A 19,651-nucleotide genomic window follows, 5' to 3' on the forward strand; every position below is an offset into this window, starting at 1 on the left:
CTTCTGCAAGATCTGCCAGAATCCCTTCGCTATCACTCACGCTAACGGAGGATCTGATGACGATTCGTGCAGTAGTTTTTGATTTCGGCGGTGTCCTGTTCGACTGGAACCCGCAGCACCTCTACCGCAAGCTGATTGCCGACGACCACGAACGGCAATGGTTTCTCGAGAACATCTGCACCCAGGCCTGGAACACCGAGCAGGACGCCGGCCGCTCCCTGGCCGAGGGCACTCGCAGCCTCATCGAGCGATATCCCCAGCATCAAACGTTGATCCAGTCCTATTACGACCGCTGGCATGAAATGCTGCGCGGCCCGTTGCCGGACGGTGTGGCGATCCTTGAAGCCTTGCATAGCGCCAACATGCCGTTGTTCGGGCTCACCAACTGGTCAGCCGAAACCTTCCCGTATGCCCGAGCCCACTATCCGTTCCTGCAGCATTTTCGCGACATCGTGGTGTCCGGCGAATTGAAGCTGATCAAGCCTGATCCGGCGATCTATCACGCAAGCCTTAGCCAGGTACGTGTTCATCTGTCGGATATCCAAGCCAGTGAAGTGGTGTTTATCGACGATGTGGCGGGCAATATCGAGGCAGCCGTCGCGCTTGGTTGGCAGGGGATCCACCATGTGTCGGCCGAGCGCACAGCGGCGCGCCTGCGTGAGTTGGGTGTGGGCTTCTAGCGCGCCCACTTCTCCATCACGAAATCCACGAACGCGCGCAGTTTGGGCAAGCGGTAGCGGTCCTGGCGATACAGCAGGTGCATGGGGCGGCTGGGCAATTGATAGGTGGTCAACAAGGCCACCAGCTTGCCGCTTTCCAGGTCCGGTTGGACCAGGGCATCGGCCAGCATGATGATGCCCATGCCGTTTACAGCCGCCTGGCGCAAGCCTTGCGAGCTGTTGATGGTCAATGTGCCGGCCACTGGAACCTCCACCTCGCCGTCATCGCCTGTCATGCGCCAGAGCTTGTCGGTATCACGCCAGTTGTCGTTCGCCGGGTAGGCGAACGCCAGGCAGTCGTGATGCTGCAGGTCGTTGGGCGTCTGTGGCGTGCCGCGTCGCGCCAGGTACTCAGGTGAAGCGCAGAGGGTGAGGGTGTAGGCCTGCATGGGTCTGGCGATCAGGCTGGAGGTTTCCAGTTCGCCGAGGCGGATCGCCACGTCGAAGCCGCTGTCGACCAAGTCCATCCGCTCGTTGCTCAGCACTACGTACAGGTTGATCAGCGGGTATCGTTGGGAAAACTCGCTCAAGGCCGGCACGAGGCGTTCGGTGCCGAACACGGGGGGCGCGGTGATACGCAGGTTGCCTTTGGGGGTTTCGCTGTGGATCTGCTCGGCCAGCAGCTCGGAGTCGGCCACCAGTCCCAGGACTTCCAGGCAGCGTTGGTAATATTGCCCGCCAAACTCGGTGAGGCTCTGTTTGCGCGTGGTGCGCTTGAGCAAGCTGACCCCCAGCCGTTGTTCCAGCGCGCGCAGATGGTTGCTGACCATGGTGGTCGACATTCCGCACTCCTGCGCGGCGGCGGTCATGCTGCCGGTTTCCACCACCTTCACGTACACCGTCATTGCTTGGAACAGGTCCATTATCAAGTCCAGCTTTAAAGTAATTGCAGGTAAACCCAGTTTATCCAGCTCTGATGGCTAACGATACTGGGCACACCCACACAATGCTTGGAGCTCGACGCCATGACCGCCGCCTGCCTGATGACCACGTATCAACCTTCGCCCTTGAGCTTCACCCGTGGTCTGGGCACCCGTCTGTGGGATCAGCAGGGGCGTGAGTACCTGGATGCCGTAGCCGGTGTGGCAGTGACCAACGTCGGGCATTCCCACCCCAAACTGGTGGCCGCCATCAGTGAACAGGCTGGCTTGTTATTGCACACCTCCAACCTCTACAGCATCGATTGGCAACAACGGTTGGCCCAACGCCTGACCGAGCTGTCGGGGCTGGACCAGGCGTTTTTCAACAACTCCGGCGCCGAAGCCAACGAGACGGCGCTGAAGCTGGCGCGTTTGCACGGCTGGAAAAAGGGCATCGAAGAGCCGTTGGTGGTGGTGATGGAGAACGCCTTTCACGGTCGCACCCTTGGCACCATGGCGGCCAGCGATGGGCCCTCGGTGCGCCTGGGCTTCCAACGGTTGCCGGGGGATTTCCTCAAGGTTGGTTTTGGTGATATCGCCGCCATCGAAGCACTTACCCAACGGTTTGGAGTGCGTATTGCCGCAGTCCTGCTGGAACCCATCCAGGGCGAAAGCGGTGTGTTGCCAGCCCCGCCGGGTTACCTGCGAGCCTTGCGCGAACATTGCACCCGTCACGGCTGGTTGCTGATGCTCGACGAAATCCAGACCGGCATCGGCCGTACCGGCACTTGGTTTGCCTTCCAGCACGAAGGCATCGTGCCTGACGTGATGACCCTGGCCAAAGGCCTTGGCAACGGCGTGCCCATTGGCGCTTGCCTGGCCCGGTTCGGTGTGGCCCAGCTGTTCACGCCCGGCAGCCATGGCAGTACGTTCGGCGGTAACCCGTTGGCCTGTCGGGTGGGCTGCACTGTGCTGGATATCATTGAAGAACAGGGCTTGCTGCAGAATGCCGCGCAACAGGGTGAACGCCTGTTGGCGCGGTTACGTGTGGAGCTGGCGGATCACCCGCAGGTGGTGGCCATCCGTGGGCAAGGCTTGATGATCGGTATCGAGTTGGCCAGCCCTTACCGTGACCTGGCCCTACGCGCCGCCCAGGAGCATGGCCTGTTGATCAACGTGACCCGGGGCAAGATCATCCGCCTGCTGCCGCCGCTGACGCTGGATGCCAAGGAGGTGGAGATGATTGTGCGAGCCGTCACCCGTTTGCTGGATTGAAATAAGAGCAAAGTGTGGGAGCGGGCTTGCTCGCGAATGCGGTGTGTCATTGCCAAACAAGCTGACTGATCCACCGCTTTCGCGAGCAAGCCCGCTCCCACATGGGGATTTCCGTGTCTTTCAGTGGGCATGCCCATTCAGCCATTCCTGGTTCATCGTCTCCTTGTCCCCTAAGTAGTCCAACAGCCACGCCATCGCCGGGGACAGCTTGTTCTGTGCCCACGCCACGCACGACGGGCTGGCCGGAAACGGCCGGCTCAATTGCAACGCTACCAATTCGCCACGTTCGATCCACTGCAATACCTGATGCGCCGGTGCCATGCCGACACACAGGCCGTCGCGCAGGCAATCGATGGCTGAGGACCAATTCGGTACCACCAGCCGCCGCTGGTTATCCAAGGTCCACGTGTCGCGCTTGGGCAGGTTGCGCGAGGTGTCGGTCATGCACAGCGAGGCGAACGGGCGCAGTTGATCATCACTGAGCAAACCCTGCACGGCCGCCAGCGGATGCTTCGCGCTGACCACGCACAGCCAGTTGAGCAAACCCATATCGCGGAAAGTGAAATGACTGGCTACCGGCACCGCGCTGGTCGCACCGATAACAATGTCGGTGCGCTCATCCGCAAGGGCATCCCACACACCGTTGTACACCTCGTATTCCAGCAGCAATTCCACCTCGGGAAACTGCCGATAGAAATCCAGCACCAATTGCCGACAGCGCTGAGGTTTGACGATGGAGTCCACCGCCACCTTCAATTGCCCACTCCAGCCATTGGCCACTTGCTGACACAGGCGCCGTGTGCCGAGCATTTTTTTCATCACGCCCCGAGCTTCATCTATAAACAGGCGGCCGGCGGGCGTCAGTTCCACATCGCGATGTCGCCGCACGAACAACGGCACCGCCAGCCACTCTTCAATCTGACGCACCGTATAGCTGATGGCCGATGGCACTCGGTGCAGTTCTTGGGCGGCGGCGCTGAAACTGCCATGGCGCGCCACCGCATCGACTACATCCAGGGAGTATTCGGACCACATGGCAGTTGCCTTCAAAATTATTGATAAGAGTGTTCAATTATTATCGCTTCACACAGAAACTGTCAGCTTCATAATGGGCGTCAGTCAGCAAATAGTTTGATGGCAAGATCTACAAGGCTTCGATGAAAAATTCTTTTTGTTTTACCTGGTATCTGGCGGGGCTGAGTATGCTCGGTTACCTCGCCATGGACATGTACTTGCCGGCGTTCGGCGCCATGGGCGAGCAGTTGCAGATTGGCGCGGGCGCAGTAGGCGCCAGCTTGAGCATTTTCCTGGCTGGTTTTGCGGTGGGGCAATTGCTGTGGGGGCCACTGTCTGACCGCCTGGGGCGCAAACCCATCCTGCTCGCGGGCCTGAGCCTGTTTGTACTGGGATGCGCCGGGATGTTCTGGGTCGAGACTGCACCGCAGCTGCTGGCACTGCGTTTCATGCAGGCGATTGGCGTGTGTTCCGCCGCCGTAAGCTGGCAGGCGCTGGTGATTGATCGCTACCCGGCGGACAAGGCCCACCGCGTATTCGCCAGCATCATGCCGTTGATGTCGCTGTCGCCCGCACTGGCACCGCTGTTAGGCGCGATGGTGCTGAACCACTTTGGCTGGCAGGCGATTTTCGGGGTATTGCTGGGCGTTTCACTGCTGTTGCTGCTGCCGACATTATTCCTGCGCAGCGTGCCGAAACGTCAGGCGGTTGAAGGCGAAACGACGCGCTTGGGCTATGGCCAGTTGCTTACCTCTCGTGTATTTACCGGCAACGTGATGATCTTCGCCGCGTGCTCGGCCAGTTTCTTTGCCTGGTTGACCGCTTCGCCGTTCATTCTTGGCGATATGGGCTACAGCCCGAATGACATCGGCTTGAGCTATGTGCTGCCGACGCTGGCGTTTCTGGTGGGCGGTTACAGTTGCCGCAGCGCCCTGCAACACTTTCAGGGCAAGACGCTGTTGCCGTGGTTGCTGCTGGCCTACTGCATCAGCATGGTGGCGTTGTACCTGGTCGCGACGTTGACCATACCGACCCTGACCACCCTGTTGATTCCGTTCTGCCTGATGGCGCTGGTCAACGGTGCCAGTTACCCCATCGTCGTCGCGAATGCGTTGATGCCTTTTGCGGAAAACTCCGGCAAGGCGGCAGCACTGCAAAACACCCTGCAACTGGGTCTGTGCTTTCTCAGTAGTTTGTTGGTGTCGTCGATGATCGAGCAACCGCTGCTGATTACCGTGATCGTGATGTTGGCGACTGCGCCGTTGGCGGTGTTGGGTTACTGGTTGGCGCGGCCGAAGTCGGATAATTCCGAACTGGCGAGCGCTTGATCTGGCAATACGATCGAAAAATGTGGGAGCGGGCTTGCTCGCGAATACGGTGGACCAGCCGGTAAGTCTTTACCTGACACACCGCTTTCGCGAGCAAGCCCGCTCCCACATTTGATTCGGTTTCTTCAGTTGCAAAGCGCCATGGCTTAAAAGGTAATTTCCATATTCACCGTCGGCGTCGACGTGCGGCTACCGCGGCCGCCGTCCACGCCGAACTTGTTATGCCAGTACTCGTAACCCACCCCGAGGTACAGGTTCGGCTTCACGCTTTTACCGGGTCGCACGGCCACCATCAGTGCCGTGCGCATCAGCGCTTCCGGCGCGGTGTCACGGCCGTGGTAGTCCTCACCTTTTTCCCCGACGTAATTAACGAAGCCCTGGAATTTCGCTCCGTGATTGGCGATCTCGAACGGGCGCATCCACGTCAGGTTGAGCATGTAGGTCGCGTCGAACGTGTGGTTCGACTCCTGCGCGCCAGGGATACCGGTGTGGTTCTTTTCCTTGTAATACATCAGGCTCAGGTCCAGCACGCCGACAGTGTTGAACTTCAAGGTCGGGCCGATCACCAGTGCGCGCTTTTTGGCTGAGGCAAAGTTGTTGTTGCGGTTGGCGTCGAAGCCCAGGGTCAGCGCGTAATCCTTGATCATGCCGGTACCCAGCGGCACATCGAACACGCGCGACGCGTACAACTGGTGCCGGTACACCGCATACACCTCGCTGCCACCATGGTCGGTGCCCTTGCGCGGGTCGCTGCTGTCGGAGAGGAAGACATCGAGGTTCAGGTAATTGCTGCCGTACTGGTAGCCGCTGGCGTGGGTGAAGCTGTAGATGCGCTTGCTGAAATCGTCGGGGTTATTCGGATTGGTGAAGTGTTGGCCGTAGCGAAATCCTACGCTGTTGTTCATCCATTCCACCGCGACAGCCTCCCCGCCGCCGAGGAGTGTGAGTAATACAGTTGCGCCGTGCAGTGCCTTTTTCATTGTTTTAATTCCTTTGGCGTTTGGCTCATGGCGGCCTTGCAGGGGCCGCCGGGCGCAGTATCAGCACAAGGGTGGTGTGCGCCAAAGAACAGAATCTCGCCTGGGGTGATGCCGAAACGGCAGCAGCGCAGTTGTCGTGAAAGTCAGGAAATACGGGGCGCCCAGGCAGTTTCTTCACGCTCGCGCAGGGCAATTTCCTCGCCCAGCAAGTGGGTCAAGGCTTGCACTGCCACCGGCAGGTCGCGGTCTTTGCGGGCATACACACCGAGGTCGCTGAAGATGCCGCCCTGGTCACTCAAGGGAATGTGCAGCAGTTCGCCGCGCGCCAGGTCGGCTTCGATGCCGATACGGGTCTGAAAGGCGATGCCCAATTGCTGGCGTGCCAACTGCCGGGCCAACTCCATGGAATTACTCTGCAGCAAGGGTTTGTTTGCCGCCGCGCGCTTGTGCAAAGGCGCGATCAGGTGATGCACCGACAACTCGCTCTTCGCCTGAATCACCCCATGCTCGCAGCACTGCCCGTAGCTGACGCGGGTTTCAGCGGCCAACGGATGGTCCGGTGTCATCAGCGCACCCAGGCGGAAATGCCCGACGCACAACTGAGTGATTTCGCTGCTGCGGGCGAGGGCAAACGCCAGCCCCAAGTCTGCCTGGCCATTGATCACCGAACCGGGAATCGACTGCGAGCCTTGCACCGTCACGCCAATCGTCACCTTCGGGTAGCGCTCGCGCATGCGCCTGAGCGCGGCCGGTAGCAACTCGACGGCGGCGCCTTCCACCGTAGCGATCTCCACGTGGCCGGTCTGCACACCGTGCAATCCATCCAGCTCGCCGCGCACGCGCTCCACATCCTGCAACAGCAGCGTCACGTGGCGAGTGAGGATTTCGCCCGCGGCAGTCACGCGCAGCCCGCCGGGTAGACGCTCGAACAAGGCGGCGCCCATCTCGTCTTCCAGCTTGAGGATCTGCCGGTTCACGGCGGATGACGCCACGTTCAGGCGGCGTGCGGCCTCGCGGATCGAGTGACAGCGCCGGACCATGTCGAAGTAGTAGATCGCCGGGGCGTGAATACGCAGCTTGCGGTTGAGCATTTTTTTTCAGGTCCTTTTGCGCACGGCTTCAAGCCACAGGGCAGGGCGGCTGAATGGATTTTTGTAACGGCTGTAAACGGCTTATTGTGGAATTGATTGTATACAACTCTATGGACATCTCTTGTTTCCTTTGCATACAGTGAATGCACAACAAAAACAGAGATCCCCTCACCATGACTATCCCGAAGGCGTCACCGCAGCGGCCCGAAGATGAAAATCTGGGCGTCGCCGCCAACATGGCTTACGGCCTGCAGCATGTGCTCACCATGTACGGCGGCATCGTTGCCGTGCCCCTGATCATTGGCCAGGCCGCCGGCTTGTCACCGGCGGATATCGGCCTGTTGATCGCCGCGTCGTTGTTTGCCGGTGGCCTGGCCACGCTGTTGCAAACCCTTGGCTTGCCGTTCTTTGGTTGTCAGTTGCCGCTGGTGCAGGGTGTGTCGTTTGCCGGCGTGGCAACCATGGTGGCGATTGTCGGCGGCGACGGTGCCGGCGGGGTGCCGGTGATTCTTGGGGCGGTGATGGCCGCGTCGTTGATCGGACTGCTGATCACGCCAGTGTTCTCGCGGATCACGAAGTTTTTCCCACCCTTGGTGACCGGGATCGTGATCACCACCATCGGCCTGACCCTGATGCCCGTTGCGGCGCGCTGGGCCATGGGCGGCAATAGCCGCGCGGCAGATTTCGGCAGCATGCCGAATATTGGCTTGGCAGCGCTGACCCTGGTGTTGGTGTTGCTGCTGAGCAAGATCGGCAGTGCAACCATCTCGCGCCTGTCGATCCTGCTGGCGATGGTAATCGGCACCGTGATTGCGGTGTTCCTGGGCATGGCCGACTTCTCCGGCGTGACCCAGGGGCCAATGTTCGGTTTCCCAGCGCCATTCCATTTCGGCATGCCAACCTTCCATGTGGCCGCGATCATTTCCATGTGCATCGTGGTGATGGTGACCTTGGTCGAGACCTCGGCAGACATCCTGGCGGTGGGCGAGATCATCGACACCAAGGTTGACTCCAAGCGCTTGGGCAACGGTCTGCGTGCTGACATGTTGTCGAGCATGTTCGCACCGATCTTCGGTTCGTTTACCCAGAGCGCCTTCGCCCAGAACGTAGGCCTGGTGGCGGTTACCGGGGTGAAGAGTCGTTTTGTGGTGGCAACCGGCGGGGTGTTCCTGGTTATCCTCGGACTGCTGCCGTTCATGGGGCGGGTGATTGCGGCGGTCCCGACGTCGGTGCTCGGTGGGGCGGGGATTGTACTGTTCGGTACCGTGGCGGCGAGTGGTATCCGTACGCTGTCGAAGGTGGATTACCGCAACAACATGAACCTGATCATCGTCGCCACCTCCATCGGTTTTGGCATGATCCCGATCGCGGCGCCGAACTTCTACGATCATTTTCCGACGTGGTTCGCGACCATTTTCCACTCAGGCATCAGCTCATCGGCGATCATGGCGATCCTGCTGAACCTGGCCTTCAACCATTTCACCGCCGGCAACTCGGACCAGCAGTCGGTGTTTGTGGCGGGGACAGAGCGCAGCTTGTGCTTCCGGGATGTGTCGGAACTGCGCGATGGGGATTACTTCAGCGGCGGTAAGTTGTTCGATGCCGAGGGTAAGGAGATTCCGTTGGTAGCGGATGCTCCGAGGAAAACCACTAAGCCTGAGACCACTGAGGTCTGAAGCGGTACCTGATGTGGGCGCTGGCTTGCCTGCGATAGCTGCGGTGAATTCACCCTCGTCATCGCAGGCAAGCCAGCGCCCACATTTGAATTCAGCCAGCCTTGAGTTCTTTGTACGGCATTGCACACACCTCATCCAAAAACTTCACCACGGTCCCCATGCACGCTTGGCGTTCTTCGACATGGGGCATGTGGCTGGAGTCTTCAAACAGCGCCCAGCGCACATCCGCGATCTCATCCAAAAACGGCTTGACCACCAGCGGCGTGGCCTCATCGTGCCGGCCGGAAATCACCAGCGTCGGTACATTGATTGCCGACAGGCGGCCGATGGATTTCCAGTCTTTCAAGCTGCCGATTACGTGGAATTCGGTGGGGCCGCTCATGGCGTGGTACACCGTCGGGTCGGAGTCGACTTGGGCAAAGGTGCGCGCCACTGCGTCCGGCCATGGGTTGACCCGGCACACGTGATGGTCATAGAACACCCGTGATGCCGCGAGGTATTCCGGGTCTTGGTAGGTGCCGGTGGCTTCGTGCTTGAGCAGGGTTTCATGCACGCCTTCGGGCAACAATTTGCGCAGGCGGTTGGCTTCGCTGACCCACGTGCGCATGCACGTCGGCGAGTTGGCCGGGATAAACGCGCGCAGGCCCTTGGGCTGCAGGATCGCGTGTTCGCTGCCGAGCATGCCGCCCCAGGATTGGCCGAGAATCGCGTAGTTGTCGCTGATCTCCAGATGCTGCAGCAGGTTGTTCAGCTCTTCGAGAAACAGGCCGACGGTCCAGAAGGATGGGTCTTTGTCAGGGAGGTGGGTGGAGCGCCCGTTGCCCAGTTGGTCGTAGTGGATCACGGCGTGACCGCTGGCGGCGACATCCTTGAACGCGTCGACATAGTCGTGGGTGCAACCCGGGCCGCCGTGAATGACCACCAGCGGTGTACGGCCACTGGACAGGTCACCGGTGACGCGATACCAGGTCTGGTAGGTGCCAAACGCCGCATACCCTTCGTGGATTTTTTCGATGAATTCCATTTCGTGCCCTGCTCTCAAAAAAAGGATCAGGGACACAATAGTCGTCGCGGGAAATTTAGGTAACTAGCAAAACAGCTAGGTTTTGCGCGCGGGTCAATCTTCGAGCAAGCGGTAATGGGTGGCGCGCACCACCGCCTGTACGCGGTTCTTGGCCCCCAGTTTGTGCATCGCCGAGGCCAGGTGCAGGGTAACCACCGCCAGTGAACGGCTCAGCTGGCTGGCGATTTCAGCGGCAGTCAGGCCGTCGGCGGCCCATTTGAGGCACTCGCGCTCCCGTTTGGTCAGGTGGATATGCGGGTAGGTGCGCAGCTCCTTGCTGAACAGCGGGTAGGCCGCTTCCTGCAAGGCATGGGAAATAAGGCTGAAATCCGACAAGGTTTGCTGCGCATCCTGCAGTACGGTCTGGGCTTTGCCGGTACGCAGCCCGGTCAGCGATGCAAAACCACCACGGGGCAGGTGGATTGGCACGCTCACGCCGCAGGTCAGTTGCTGGTCGTGCAGGTAGGACGAAACGGGCGCATGGCAGGGATCGATGATCTTTTGTAGCGCGGTATCGGCCTTGGCTTCGTAGGACCACACGAACGGCGACACCGTACTCAGGGCCAAATGCTGCACCGGATCGATCTGATAGAACCCTTTGCAGCACCACAAGCTGTGCCAGCCCGGCGGGGTATTGCGCAACGCCAGTACCGAGGGGGTGATGAGTGCACCATCCTGGTCAATCGGCACCGGGGTGTAGTCATACACCAGTGCATCGAAGCCCAACTGCTGGGCGAGGATAAACGTGTTGTCCATCTGCTCATCCAGGCTCCTGCCCGGCATCAAGCGGTGATTGAAGGCAGTTAGCTTGGCCAGCATCCGTTCTGCTCCCGAATTCATTTGAATCTCGACTTGCTGCAAGTAGAATGCCACGCCCCGGCGAAGGACAGCCAGGCCAAACCTATAAGAATTGCTAGGTTATGGACACGCGGCATCCTCGGTAGTGTTGGCCGCTAAACGGCCGCTACCTGCCAGGCCGACACAACACAAGGAATGTATGCATGTGGCGTGAAATTGCCCCCGACCAGCAGTACAACGTGCAAGTCGACGGCTATGACCTCGTGGTCTACAGCTTTGGCGAAGGCGATGAGGTGCTGTTGTGTCTCAACGGCGGGCCAGGCTTGCCGTGTGACTACTTGCGCGACGCCCATGGCTGGCTCAAAGACCATAACCTGCGAGTGGTTGCATTCGACCAGCTTGGCACGGGCGCATCAGCCAGACCGACCGATGTTTCCCTGTGGGAAATCCGCCGTTATGTCGAAGAAGTCGAAACCGTGCGCCAAGCCCTGGGCCTGGGCTGCGTGCATTTGCTTGGGCATTCCTGGGGCGGCTGGCTGGGTATCGAGTACGCCATCCACTACCCCGAGGCCCTGAAAAGCCTGATCCTCGAAAACACCGTCGGCGACATCCCGCACCTGTCCCAGGAACTGGAACGCCTGCGCGGCGCCCTCGGCAGCGAAACCGTGGCCATGATGCAGCGCCACGAAGCCATGGGCACCCTAAACCACCCGCAGTACCAGGCCGCGATCACCTTGCTCAATTACCGCCACGTGTGCCGCCTCGACGAGTGGCCCGAGCCGGTCAAACGCTCGCTGGGTGACTGGAACATGGGCCCCTACGAAACCATGCAGGGGCCCAACGAATTCCTCTATATCGGTAATCTCAAGGACTGGAACCGTCTCCCTGAAATGACCGAATTCAAGATGCCTATCCTGATCACCACCGGCCAGCACGACGAACTCACCCCGGCTTGTGCCATGCGCATGAAGATGGCCGCCAGGCACGCCGAATTGCACGTATTTCCCAACAGCAGCCATATGCCGTTCTACGAAGAACCGCAGGCGTATTTCCCGGTGCTGCTGGACTTCCTTGCGCGTCATCGAGGCTGACGGATGAACCTGGCGCGCTACCGTTTTGTACTCTCCCGGCCGCTGCAATTGCTGCCGGTGTTGTTTGGCATCAGCCTGATTACCTTTGTGCTGGTGCGTTCGATTCCGGGCGACCCGGCGCGGGCCCTGCTGGGCTCGCGCAGCACGCCAGACGCCTTGTTGAAAATCCGCGCCCAGTACGGCCTCGACCAGCCGTTATGGCTGCAATATTTCTACTTCCTGAAGAACCTGCTCAAGGGCGATCTCGGCCAATCGCTGCTGTACAAGGTCGATGCGCTGAAACTGATCGTTACCCGCATCGAGCCGACCCTGGTGCTGGTGCTTGGTAGCGTGGTGCTGGCGCTGCTGATTGCGGTGCCGCTGGCAACCGTGGCCGCGCGTAACAAAGGTGGTTGGGCAGACAACCTGATACGCGTATTCACTACCGTGGGCCTGGGCATGCCGGCGTTCTGGCTGGGCTTGATGCTGATCCTGTTGCTGAGCGTGCAGTGGGGCCTGTTTCCGGTGTCCGGTTACGGTCGCACTTGGGTGGACAAGGCCCACCATATGGTGCTGCCGTGCCTGACAATCGCCCTGGCGCTGTCGGCGGTATTGGTGCGCAACCTGCGAGCCAGCATGTTGATGGAGTTGCAGGCCGACCACGTCACCGCCGCCCGGGCCCGAGGGCTGTCGGAAGCGGCGGTGTTTCGCCGCCACGTGTTGCCCAACTCCCTCGTGCCGGCGGTCAACCTGTTGGCGGTGAATATCGGCTGGCTGATCAGTGGCACGGTGGTGATCGAAAGCCTGTTCGCCATCCCCGGCATCGGCCAATTGCTGGTGCGCGGCATCTTCACCCGCGACTACATGGTGGTGCAGGGCGTGGCCATGGTGCTGGCCTGTGCCACGGTGGTGGTCAACTTTATCGCCGACGTGGTCACGGTAGCCCTCGACCCACGGGTGAAGATGCAATGACCAGCCGCCCGTTGATTGCCCCGTGGCGCCTGCGCTTGCGTTTCGGTTTTCGCAACGGCCGTCTGACTGCCGCGTGGGGCTTGTTGATTCTGCTGGTGTGGTTTGCCCTGGCACTGTTCGCGCCGTGGATCGCCCCTTATGACCCGATTGCGCAGAACACCGATATCAGTTTGCTCGGTCCCAGCCTGTCCCATCCATTTGGCACGGATAATTACGGGCGCGACATTCTTTCGCGGGTGATCTGGGGCGCGCGCATCGACCTGCAACTGGCGATCATCGGCGTGATCTTCCCGTTCATGATCGGCACCTTTATCGGCGCAGTCTCCGGCTACATCGGCGGGCGTTTCGACAGTTTCTGCATGCGTGTCATCGATGTGATCCTGGCGTTCCCGTTCCTGGTGTTGATGCTGGCGATCATGGCCATTCTCGGTCCGGGCCTGAAGAGTTTTTACATCGCCATGGCGCTGGTGGGTTGGGTGTCGTATGCGCGGCTGATCCGCTCGCAGATCCTGGTGCTGAAGGAAAGCGACTTTGCCTTGGCGGCCAAAAGTTTGGGCTTTGGCCACGGGCGCATTCTGTTCCGGCATTTGCTGCCGAATGCGATGTTCGGCTCGATCGTGTTTTCCATGTCCGACGCCGTGCTGGTACTGCTCAATGGCGCCGCCGTGAGTTACCTGGGCCTGGGCGTGCAGCCGCCCACCGCCGAGTGGGGCACCATGGTCGCCGAAGGTCAGGCCTTCATCACCACCGCCTGGTGGATCTGCACGTTTCCGGGGCTGGCCATTGTGACCCTGGCCATGGGCTTTAGCTTGCTGGCGGACGGCGTGGCGCAAGTATTGGGGGATCGCTCATGAGCCTGTTGCAGGTGCAAGACCTGAGCGTAATCGCCACTCACCCTGGGCGCGACGTCACCTTGGTGGACCGCGTGTCGTTTGACGTGGCCGAAGGCGAGATCCTCGGCTTGGTGGGCGAGAGTGGTTCGGGCAAGACCATGGCCTGTCGCGGCCTGATGCGCTTGCTGCCATCGCCCAGCCTGCGGGTGCAGGGCGGTGCAGTGCGCTTGGCCGGCCAGGATCTGTTGCAACTGGATGATGCCGGGATGCGCGCCGTGCGGGGCGGGCAACTGGGCATGATTTTCCAGAATCCCAGCAGCCATCTGGACCCGCTGATGCGCATCGGCGAGCAGATCGCCGAGGGTATCCGCCTGCATCAAGGCGCCTCGAAAAAGGACGCGCGCCTGCAGGCCATCGACGTGTTGCGCCAAGTGGGCATTCCCGATCCCCAGGCGCGTGTCGACAACTACCCCCACGAGTTTTCCGGTGGCATGCGCCAGCGCGCAATGATCGCCGTGGCCTTGGGCTGCAACCCCAAAGTATTGATTGCCGACGAGCCAACCACCGCCCTCGACGTCACCGTGCAGGCGCAAATCCTGCGCCTGCTGCTGGACCTGCGAGACACGCGCGGTTTGTCGATCATCATGATCACCCACGACCTTGGCGTGGTGGCGCAAACCTGTGATTCCATCGCGGTGATGTATGCCGGACGCCTGTGCGAACACGGCAGCAAGTACGACCTGCTGGCCCGTCCGCAACACCCCTACACCGCTGGCCTGATCGGCTGCCAACCGGCGCGCAGCAGCGGTCACGCCTTGCTGCGCACCATCCCTGGCCAGCCGCCGCTGCTGGACTCATTGCCCGCCGGTTGTCGCTTCAATCCGCGCTGCCCGCAGGTCGGCGCCTTGTGCACCGAGCGCTTGCCGGAAGGGGCGCGGGTCGCCTGTCACTACCCCTTGGGAGCGCACCCATGAGCCTGTTGCAGATCAAGGACCTGGAGGTGAAGTTTGCCGCGTCCGGCACCGGGTTGTTCGGGTTGAAAAAGCAGTGGGTGAGGGCGGTGAACGGTGTGTCGCTGAACCTGGCGGCGGGTGAAACCCTTGGATTGGTAGGCGAGTCCGGCAGCGGCAAGAGCACTTTGGGTCGGGCAATTTTGCACCTCAACCCGATCAGTGGCGGCCAGGTGTTGTTCGACGGCATCGATATGGCCCACGGCAGTGCCGTCGACATTGCGCGTTTGCGTCATGAAACCGCGATGATCTTCCAGGACCCTTACGCAGCCTTGAACCCGCGCCATACCATCGGCGAAACCATTGCCGAAGTGTTGCGGGTGCAACGCAAGGTCCCAGCGGACCGGATTCCGGCTCGGGTCAATGAACTGCTCGACCTGGTCGGCCTGCGCCCCGAACTTGCCAGCCGCAAACCCGGCTCCCTCAGCGGCGGCCAGTGCCAGCGCGTCGGCATCGCCCGTGCGCTGGCGGTGGAACCGCGCCTGATCATCGCCGACGAGTGCGTGGCGGCGCTGGATGTGTCGATTCAGGGCCAGATCATCAACCTGCTGTTGGAGCTGCAACAGCGCATGAACCTGGCGATTCTGTTTATCGCCCATGACCTGGCGATCGTGCGCCGCCTGTGCGACCGCGTGGCAGTGATGTACCTGGGCAAGATCGTCGAGGAAGGGCCGGTGGAAGCGGTGTTTACCGCGCCGCGTCATCCCTATACGGCGGCGTTGATTGAGGCGATTCCGGAGATCGACCCTCATCGACCGTTGCCTTCGGAACCCTTGCCGGGTGAGCCACCCAGCCCACTGAATTTGCCTACAGGGTGTGCCTTTCACCCGCGCTGTCGGCACGCGCAAGTCATGTGTTCCGTGGTGTTGCCGCCTACTCATTTCCTGCACGAGCATCGGTACAGTTGCGTGCTTGAACAACCATTGACCCTTTCTGCCGTCCATAAACAAGGAGTTATGACATGCAATCGCGCCACTTGAAGCTGCTTGCAGCCGCCACGTTGACCGCTTGGTCCCTCACTGCCGGGTTGGCGCAAGCCGCCGGCGTATTGACCATCGGTTGCCGTGAAGACAGCACCACGTTCGACCCGATCAAAAGCGCGCAAAACCGCGACACCTGGGTATTCGCCAACGTCTACGACACCCTGGTCCGCGTGGATAACCTGGGCACCAAGATGGAGCCGGGGCTGGCAGAAAGCTGGGAGATTTCAGAGAACGGCCTGACCTACACCTTCAAGCTGCGTGACGCGAAATTCTCGGACGGTTCGGCGATCACCGCAGATGACGCGGCGTTTAGCCTGCTGCGTATCCGCGACAACAAGGCGTCGCTATGGGCTGACCCCTTCAACCTGATCAACACGGCCAAGGCGGCTGATCCGAAAACCCTGGTGGTCACGCTGAAGACTCCGGCTGTAGCTTTCCTTTCCCAACTGGCTTCGCCGACGGTGTCGATCCTGTCGGAAAAAGCCATGACCAAAATGGGTGAAGAGGCCTACTCGGAAAACCCGGTGACCTCCGGCGCGTTTACCGTGGACGAGTGGCGCAAGGGCGATCGGGTGATCCTGAAAAAGAACCCGAACTTCTGGCAAGCCAAGAACGTCAGCCTGGACGGCGTGGAGTGGGTCTCGGTGACCGACGACAACACCCGCATGCGCATGGTGCAGAACAACGAGCTGGACACGGCGATCTTCGTGCCGTTTTCACGGGTTGAAGAGCTGAAGAAAGACAAGAATGTGGTGGTGCATTCCGACCCGTCCACCCGTGAAGATCACCTGCTGATCAACCACGAGCACGGCTTGCTGGCCAAGCCGGAAGTGCGTCAGGCGCTGGACATGGCCATCGATAAACAATCGCTGGTGAAGACCGCCACGTTCGGTCAGGGCACTGTGGCCTATTCCTACATTCCAAAGGGCTCGCTGTACCACTACGCCAACAACCTGCAACGCCCGTACGACCCAGCCGAAGCCAAGAAACTGCTGGCTGCCGCCGGTGCCAAGGACTTGAAGCTGAACTACGTGGTCAACGCCGGTAACGAAGCCGACGAGCAGATCGCGGTGATCATCAAGGACCAGTTGGCCAAGGTCGGCGTGACCGCCAACCTGCAAAAGGTCGACCCCACCCAAAGCTGGCAGATGCTGGTGGACGGTGACTACGATATTTCGGTGATGTACTGGACCAACGACATCCTCGACCCGGACCAGAAGACCACTTTCGTGCTGGGCCACGACACCAACCAGAACTACATGACCCGCTACAAGAACGACAAGGTCAAGGAGTTGGTGGCGCAAGCGCGGATCGAGGCCGACCCGGTCAAGCGTGAGCAGATGTATGTCGAGCTGCAGAAGCTGGCGAAGCAGGATGTGAACTGGATTGACCTGTACTACAGCCCGTATATCAACATCTCACGCAGCAACATCAGCAATTTCCTGCAGAACCCGTTGGGCCGCTTCACCCTTGAGGAAGTGGTGAAAAACTAAACCCTCACCACACCGCAAACCAATGTGGGAGCTGGCTTGCCTGCGATAGCATCACCGCGCAGTGACTGAGTCACCGAGGTGTTTGCATCGCAGGCAAGCCAGCTCCCACATTTGGTTTGGTGTGTGAGGTATTACTGCGCGTCGAACGCCTGCCCATTGATGCCGGTACTGTCCGGCCCCATCAGGTACAGGTACACCGGCATGATCTCTTCCGGCGTCGGGTTATCCGTCGGGTTTTCCCCTGGATACGCCTGGGCCCGCATGCTGGTGCGCGTGGCGCCGGGGTTGATGCTGTTGGCGCGTACCGGCGCGACGGTGTCGAGCTCATCGGCCAGGGTTTGCATCAGGCCTTCGGTGGCGAATTTCGACACGCCGTAAGCGCCCCAGTACGCACGACCCTTGCGACCCACGCTGCTGGAGGTGAACACCACCGACGCATCCTGGGACAACTTGAGCAGCGGCAGCAGCGTGCTGGTCAGCATGAACATCGCGTTGACGTTCACGTGCATCACCCGCATGAAGTTCTCACCGGACAACTGCTCGATCGGCGTGCGGGGGCCGATGATCGAGGCGTTGTGCAGCAGGCCGTCGAGGTGGCCGAACTCTTTTTCGATCATCGCTGCCAGCTCATCGTATTGATGCGGCAGGGCGGTCTCCAAGTTGAACGGGATCACCACCGGTTGCGGCTGGCCTGCGGCTTCGATCTCGTCATAGACCTGGGCCAGGTTGGCCTCGGTCTTGCCCAGCAGCAAGACGGTGGCACCATGGGCGGCATAGGTTTTCGCCGCTGCTGCGCCAATCCCGCGACCGGCGCCGGTCACCAGGATCACCCGGCCTTTGAGCAGTTCTGGACGTGCGGAGTAATCAAACATAAATAGCCTCGACAAAATTCACAGTGATACAGCTCTCAATGTGGAATCCAATTCCTGTGGGAGCTGGCTTGCCTGCGATGGCGGTCTCTAAGCTGGCACGTGTGCTGGCTGACACTGCGCTATCGCAGGCAAGCCAGCTCCCACATTGACCTCGGTGTTTGCAGGTTTGATGAGCAATCAGCAACTGCACAGCGCGTTATCCAGCACCTTGCGCAGCTCCAGCGGGTGGTCCACCACCACATCGGCGCCCCAATGACGCGGGTTGTCGTCCGGGTGGATATAGCCGTAGGTGACCGCAGCAGTGCGGGTCCCGGCGTCGCGGCCGGACTCGATGTCGCGCAGGTCATCACCCACGAACAATACGCTGGCCGGGTCCAGGTCGAGCATCTTGCACGCCAGGATCATCGGCTCCGGGTCCGGCTTGCTGTTTTTCACGTGGTCCGGGCAGATCAACAGCGCCGAGCGCTCGGCCAGGCCCAACTGCTGCATGATCGGTTCGGCAAAACGCAGCGGTTTGTTGGTGACCACGCCCCAGATCAGGTTGGCCTTCTCGATGTCTTCCAGCAGTTCGGCCATGCCATCGAAGAGTTTGCTGTGGATCGCACAGCCCTTGACGTAACGCTCCAAGAATTCCAGGCGCAACTCCTCAAAGCCTGGAGATTCAGGGTCCATCGAAAAGGTCACCGCGACCATCGCCCGCGCACCGCCGGAGATCTCATCGCGGATGTGCTGGTCGTTGATCGGCTCCAGGCCACGGTCAGCACGCATGGCCTGGCAGATGGCGATAAAGTCCGGCGCGGTGTCCAGCAGGGTACCGTCCATATCGAAGAGAACCGCTCGCAACTTCACAGGCTCACTCCTCGCGCAGGGTCTGGATCATATAGTTGACGTCAACGTCGTTGGCCAGCTTGTAGTGCTTGGTCAGCGGGTTGTAGGTCAGGCCGATGATGTCCTTGACGGTCAGGCCGGCCTGGCGGCTCCACGCGCCCAATTCGGACGGACGGATGAATTTCTTGAAGTCGTGGGTGCCGCGCGGCAGCAGCTTCATGATGTATTCGGCGCCGATGATCGCGAACAGGTAGGCCTTGGGGTTGCGGTTGATGGTGGAGAAGAATACCTGGCCACCTGGCTTGACCATGCGGAAGCAGGCACGAATCACCGAGGACGGGTCGGGCACGTGTTCCAGCATCTCGAGGCAGGTCACCACGTCGAACTGCTCGGGCATTTCTTCGGCCAGGGCTTCGGCGGTGATCTGGCGGTATTCCACGCTCACACCGGACTCCAACTGGTGCAGTTGGGCCACGGCCAGAGGCGCTTCGCCCATGTCGATGCCCATCACGGTGGCGCCGCGCTGGGCCATTGCCTCACTGAGGATGCCGCCGCCGCAACCCACGTCCAATACCTTCTTGCCAGCCAGATTGACGCGCTCGTCAATCCAGTTGACCCGCAGCGGGTTGATGTCGTGCAGGGGCTTGAATTCGCTCTCGCGGTCCCACCAGCGGTGAGCCAGGGCTTCGAATTTAGCGATTTCGGCGTGGTCGACGTTGCTCATGGTGAATCCTCTAAATCTGATAAATCGGGTTTTCGGTCCTGAATCCGTAGGTTCAAGACTGA

General features: G+C 60.5%; 19 protein-coding genes. 10 read left to right on the plus strand and 9 right to left on the minus strand.

Annotation, left to right across the window (positions count from 1 at the left end; all coding sequences use genetic code 11):
* Positions 1-56: 56 nt before the first annotated feature.
* Positions 57-680, plus strand: coding sequence for an HAD family hydrolase (locus CFE47_RS28380; protein ID WP_286842105.1), 624 nt, complete (start codon positions 57-59; stop codon positions 678-680).
* On the opposite strand, the gene CFE47_RS28385 is transcribed toward CFE47_RS28380, so the two are convergent.
* Positions 677-1,582 carry a LysR family transcriptional regulator gene (locus CFE47_RS28385; protein WP_185708701.1) on the minus strand — a complete coding sequence of 302 codons (906 nt, stop codon included), beginning with the start codon at positions 1,580-1,582 and terminating at the stop codon, positions 677-679. The genes CFE47_RS28380 and CFE47_RS28385 overlap by 4 nt on opposite strands.
* Before the next feature lie 102 nt (positions 1,583-1,684).
* Between CFE47_RS28385 and CFE47_RS28390 the strand changes: the two genes are divergently transcribed.
* A complete protein-coding gene (locus CFE47_RS28390; RefSeq protein WP_286842109.1) occupies positions 1,685-2,854 on the plus strand; it encodes an aspartate aminotransferase family protein in 1,170 nt (389 codons plus the stop codon).
* A 120-nt stretch (positions 2,855-2,974) separates the two neighbouring features.
* Here the strand turns inward: CFE47_RS28390 and punR are convergent, their stop codons facing one another.
* Entirely contained in the window at positions 2,975-3,889 is a 915-nt protein-coding gene (gene punR / locus CFE47_RS28395; protein WP_286842111.1) for a DNA-binding transcriptional activator PunR, read from the minus strand.
* A 122-nt stretch (positions 3,890-4,011) separates the two neighbouring features.
* Between punR and punC the strand changes: the two genes are divergently transcribed.
* Positions 4,012-5,196, plus strand: coding sequence for a purine nucleoside transporter PunC (gene punC / locus CFE47_RS28400; RefSeq protein WP_286842112.1), 1,185 nt, complete (start codon positions 4,012-4,014; stop codon positions 5,194-5,196).
* A 146-nt stretch (positions 5,197-5,342) separates the two neighbouring features.
* Here punC and CFE47_RS28405 read toward each other — a convergent pair whose 3' ends face one another.
* A complete protein-coding gene (locus CFE47_RS28405; protein ID WP_286842114.1) occupies positions 5,343-6,176 on the minus strand; it encodes a nucleoside-binding protein in 834 nt (277 codons plus the stop codon).
* 143 nt (positions 6,177-6,319) lie between these two features.
* Positions 6,320-7,267: a LysR family transcriptional regulator gene (locus tag CFE47_RS28410; protein WP_286842117.1), complete on the minus strand. Its 948-nt coding sequence runs from the start codon at positions 7,265-7,267 to the stop codon at positions 6,320-6,322.
* A gap of 173 nt (positions 7,268-7,440) precedes the next feature.
* Here CFE47_RS28410 and CFE47_RS28415 point away from each other — a divergent pair, with 173 nt between their 5' ends.
* Positions 7,441-8,943: a nucleobase:cation symporter-2 family protein gene (locus CFE47_RS28415; RefSeq protein ID WP_286842119.1), complete on the plus strand. Its 1,503-nt coding sequence runs from the start codon at positions 7,441-7,443 to the stop codon at positions 8,941-8,943.
* Between the two features lie 91 nt (positions 8,944-9,034).
* Here CFE47_RS28415 and CFE47_RS28420 read toward each other — a convergent pair whose 3' ends face one another.
* Complete coding sequence (locus CFE47_RS28420) at positions 9,035-9,967, minus strand: proline iminopeptidase-family hydrolase (protein WP_286842121.1); 933 nt, start codon at positions 9,965-9,967, stop codon at positions 9,035-9,037.
* Between the two features lie 93 nt (positions 9,968-10,060).
* Positions 10,061-10,825, minus strand: coding sequence for a LuxR family transcriptional regulator (locus CFE47_RS28425; RefSeq protein ID WP_286842123.1), 765 nt, complete (start codon positions 10,823-10,825; stop codon positions 10,061-10,063).
* Positions 10,826-11,007: 182 nt separating this feature from the next.
* Here CFE47_RS28425 and CFE47_RS28430 point away from each other — a divergent pair, with 182 nt between their 5' ends.
* Genes CFE47_RS28430 through CFE47_RS28455 form a run of 6 tightly spaced genes read left to right on the plus strand, consistent with a single transcriptional unit; the run spans position 11,008 to position 17,165 of the window.
* A complete protein-coding gene (locus CFE47_RS28430) occupies positions 11,008-11,895 on the plus strand; it encodes a proline iminopeptidase-family hydrolase (RefSeq protein WP_286842125.1) in 888 nt (295 codons plus the stop codon).
* Positions 11,896-11,898: 3 nt separating this feature from the next.
* Positions 11,899-12,846: an ABC transporter permease gene (locus CFE47_RS28435; RefSeq protein WP_286842127.1), complete on the plus strand. Its 948-nt coding sequence runs from the start codon at positions 11,899-11,901 to the stop codon at positions 12,844-12,846.
* Positions 12,843-13,700: an ABC transporter permease gene (locus CFE47_RS28440; protein ID WP_286842129.1), complete on the plus strand. Its 858-nt coding sequence runs from the start codon at positions 12,843-12,845 to the stop codon at positions 13,698-13,700. The genes CFE47_RS28435 and CFE47_RS28440 overlap by 4 nt, the downstream gene beginning before the upstream one ends.
* Complete coding sequence (locus CFE47_RS28445; protein WP_286842130.1) at positions 13,697-14,653, plus strand: ABC transporter ATP-binding protein; 957 nt, start codon at positions 13,697-13,699, stop codon at positions 14,651-14,653. The genes CFE47_RS28440 and CFE47_RS28445 overlap by 4 nt, the downstream gene beginning before the upstream one ends.
* Positions 14,650-15,669 (plus strand): ABC transporter ATP-binding protein, encoded by a 1,020-nt coding sequence (locus CFE47_RS28450; protein WP_286842132.1) that lies wholly within the window; start codon positions 14,650-14,652, stop codon positions 15,667-15,669. The genes CFE47_RS28445 and CFE47_RS28450 overlap by 4 nt, the downstream gene beginning before the upstream one ends.
* Positions 15,651-17,165, plus strand: a complete 1,515-nt coding sequence (locus CFE47_RS28455) for an ABC transporter substrate-binding protein (RefSeq protein ID WP_286842134.1) — start codon at positions 15,651-15,653, stop codon at positions 17,163-17,165. Before CFE47_RS28450 ends, CFE47_RS28455 begins: the two co-directional genes overlap by 19 nt.
* Before the next feature lie 131 nt (positions 17,166-17,296).
* Here CFE47_RS28455 and CFE47_RS28460 read toward each other — a convergent pair whose 3' ends face one another.
* The 3 genes from CFE47_RS28460 to ubiG all read right to left on the minus strand — a co-directional run bounded on the left by CFE47_RS28460 (position 17,297) and on the right by ubiG (position 19,589).
* Positions 17,297-18,037 carry a YciK family oxidoreductase gene (locus CFE47_RS28460; RefSeq protein WP_110623284.1) on the minus strand — a complete coding sequence of 247 codons (741 nt, stop codon included), beginning with the start codon at positions 18,035-18,037 and terminating at the stop codon, positions 17,297-17,299.
* A gap of 177 nt (positions 18,038-18,214) precedes the next feature.
* A complete protein-coding gene (mupP, locus tag CFE47_RS28465; protein ID WP_185708716.1) occupies positions 18,215-18,886 on the minus strand; it encodes an N-acetylmuramic acid 6-phosphate phosphatase MupP in 672 nt (223 codons plus the stop codon).
* A gap of 4 nt (positions 18,887-18,890) precedes the next feature.
* Complete coding sequence (ubiG, locus tag CFE47_RS28470) at positions 18,891-19,589, minus strand: bifunctional 2-polyprenyl-6-hydroxyphenol methylase/3-demethylubiquinol 3-O-methyltransferase UbiG (RefSeq protein ID WP_003189760.1); 699 nt, start codon at positions 19,587-19,589, stop codon at positions 18,891-18,893.
* Positions 19,590-19,651 lie beyond the last annotated feature (62 nt).

This window comes from Pseudomonas sp. PGPPP1 (assembly GCF_002255865.1).
In the GTDB taxonomy this organism is placed as follows: Bacteria; Pseudomonadota; Gammaproteobacteria; order Pseudomonadales; family Pseudomonadaceae; genus Aquipseudomonas; species Aquipseudomonas cremoris.

Bases quoted from the DNA above. Each gene is read 5' to 3' on its own strand.
- CFE47_RS28380 (WP_286842105.1), top strand. From the start codon at position 57: ATGACGATTCGTGCAGTAGTTTTTGATTTCGGCGGTGTCCTGTTCGAC.
- CFE47_RS28385 (WP_185708701.1), bottom strand. From the start codon at position 1,582: ATGGACCTGTTCCAAGCAATGACGGTGTACGTGAAGGTGGTGGAAACC.
- CFE47_RS28390 (WP_286842109.1), top strand. From the start codon at position 1,685: ATGACCGCCGCCTGCCTGATGACCACGTATCAACCTTCGCCCTTGAGC.
- punR (WP_286842111.1), bottom strand. From the start codon at position 3,889: ATGTGGTCCGAATACTCCCTGGATGTAGTCGATGCGGTGGCGCGCCAT.
- punC (WP_286842112.1), top strand. From the start codon at position 4,012: ATGAAAAATTCTTTTTGTTTTACCTGGTATCTGGCGGGGCTGAGTATG.
- CFE47_RS28405 (WP_286842114.1), bottom strand. From the start codon at position 6,176: ATGAAAAAGGCACTGCACGGCGCAACTGTATTACTCACACTCCTCGGC.
- CFE47_RS28410 (WP_286842117.1), bottom strand. From the start codon at position 7,267: ATGCTCAACCGCAAGCTGCGTATTCACGCCCCGGCGATCTACTACTTC.
- CFE47_RS28415 (WP_286842119.1), top strand. From the start codon at position 7,441: ATGACTATCCCGAAGGCGTCACCGCAGCGGCCCGAAGATGAAAATCTG.
- CFE47_RS28420 (WP_286842121.1), bottom strand. From the start codon at position 9,967: ATGGAATTCATCGAAAAAATCCACGAAGGGTATGCGGCGTTTGGCACC.
- CFE47_RS28425 (WP_286842123.1), bottom strand. From the start codon at position 10,825: ATGCTGGCCAAGCTAACTGCCTTCAATCACCGCTTGATGCCGGGCAGG.
- CFE47_RS28430 (WP_286842125.1), top strand. From the start codon at position 11,008: ATGTGGCGTGAAATTGCCCCCGACCAGCAGTACAACGTGCAAGTCGAC.
- CFE47_RS28435 (WP_286842127.1), top strand. From the start codon at position 11,899: ATGAACCTGGCGCGCTACCGTTTTGTACTCTCCCGGCCGCTGCAATTG.
- CFE47_RS28440 (WP_286842129.1), top strand. From the start codon at position 12,843: ATGACCAGCCGCCCGTTGATTGCCCCGTGGCGCCTGCGCTTGCGTTTC.
- CFE47_RS28445 (WP_286842130.1), top strand. From the start codon at position 13,697: ATGAGCCTGTTGCAGGTGCAAGACCTGAGCGTAATCGCCACTCACCCT.
- CFE47_RS28450 (WP_286842132.1), top strand. From the start codon at position 14,650: ATGAGCCTGTTGCAGATCAAGGACCTGGAGGTGAAGTTTGCCGCGTCC.
- CFE47_RS28455 (WP_286842134.1), top strand. From the start codon at position 15,651: ATGCAATCGCGCCACTTGAAGCTGCTTGCAGCCGCCACGTTGACCGCT.
- CFE47_RS28460 (WP_110623284.1), bottom strand. From the start codon at position 18,037: ATGTTTGATTACTCCGCACGTCCAGAACTGCTCAAAGGCCGGGTGATC.
- ubiG (WP_003189760.1), bottom strand. From the start codon at position 19,589: ATGAGCAACGTCGACCACGCCGAAATCGCTAAATTCGAAGCCCTGGCT.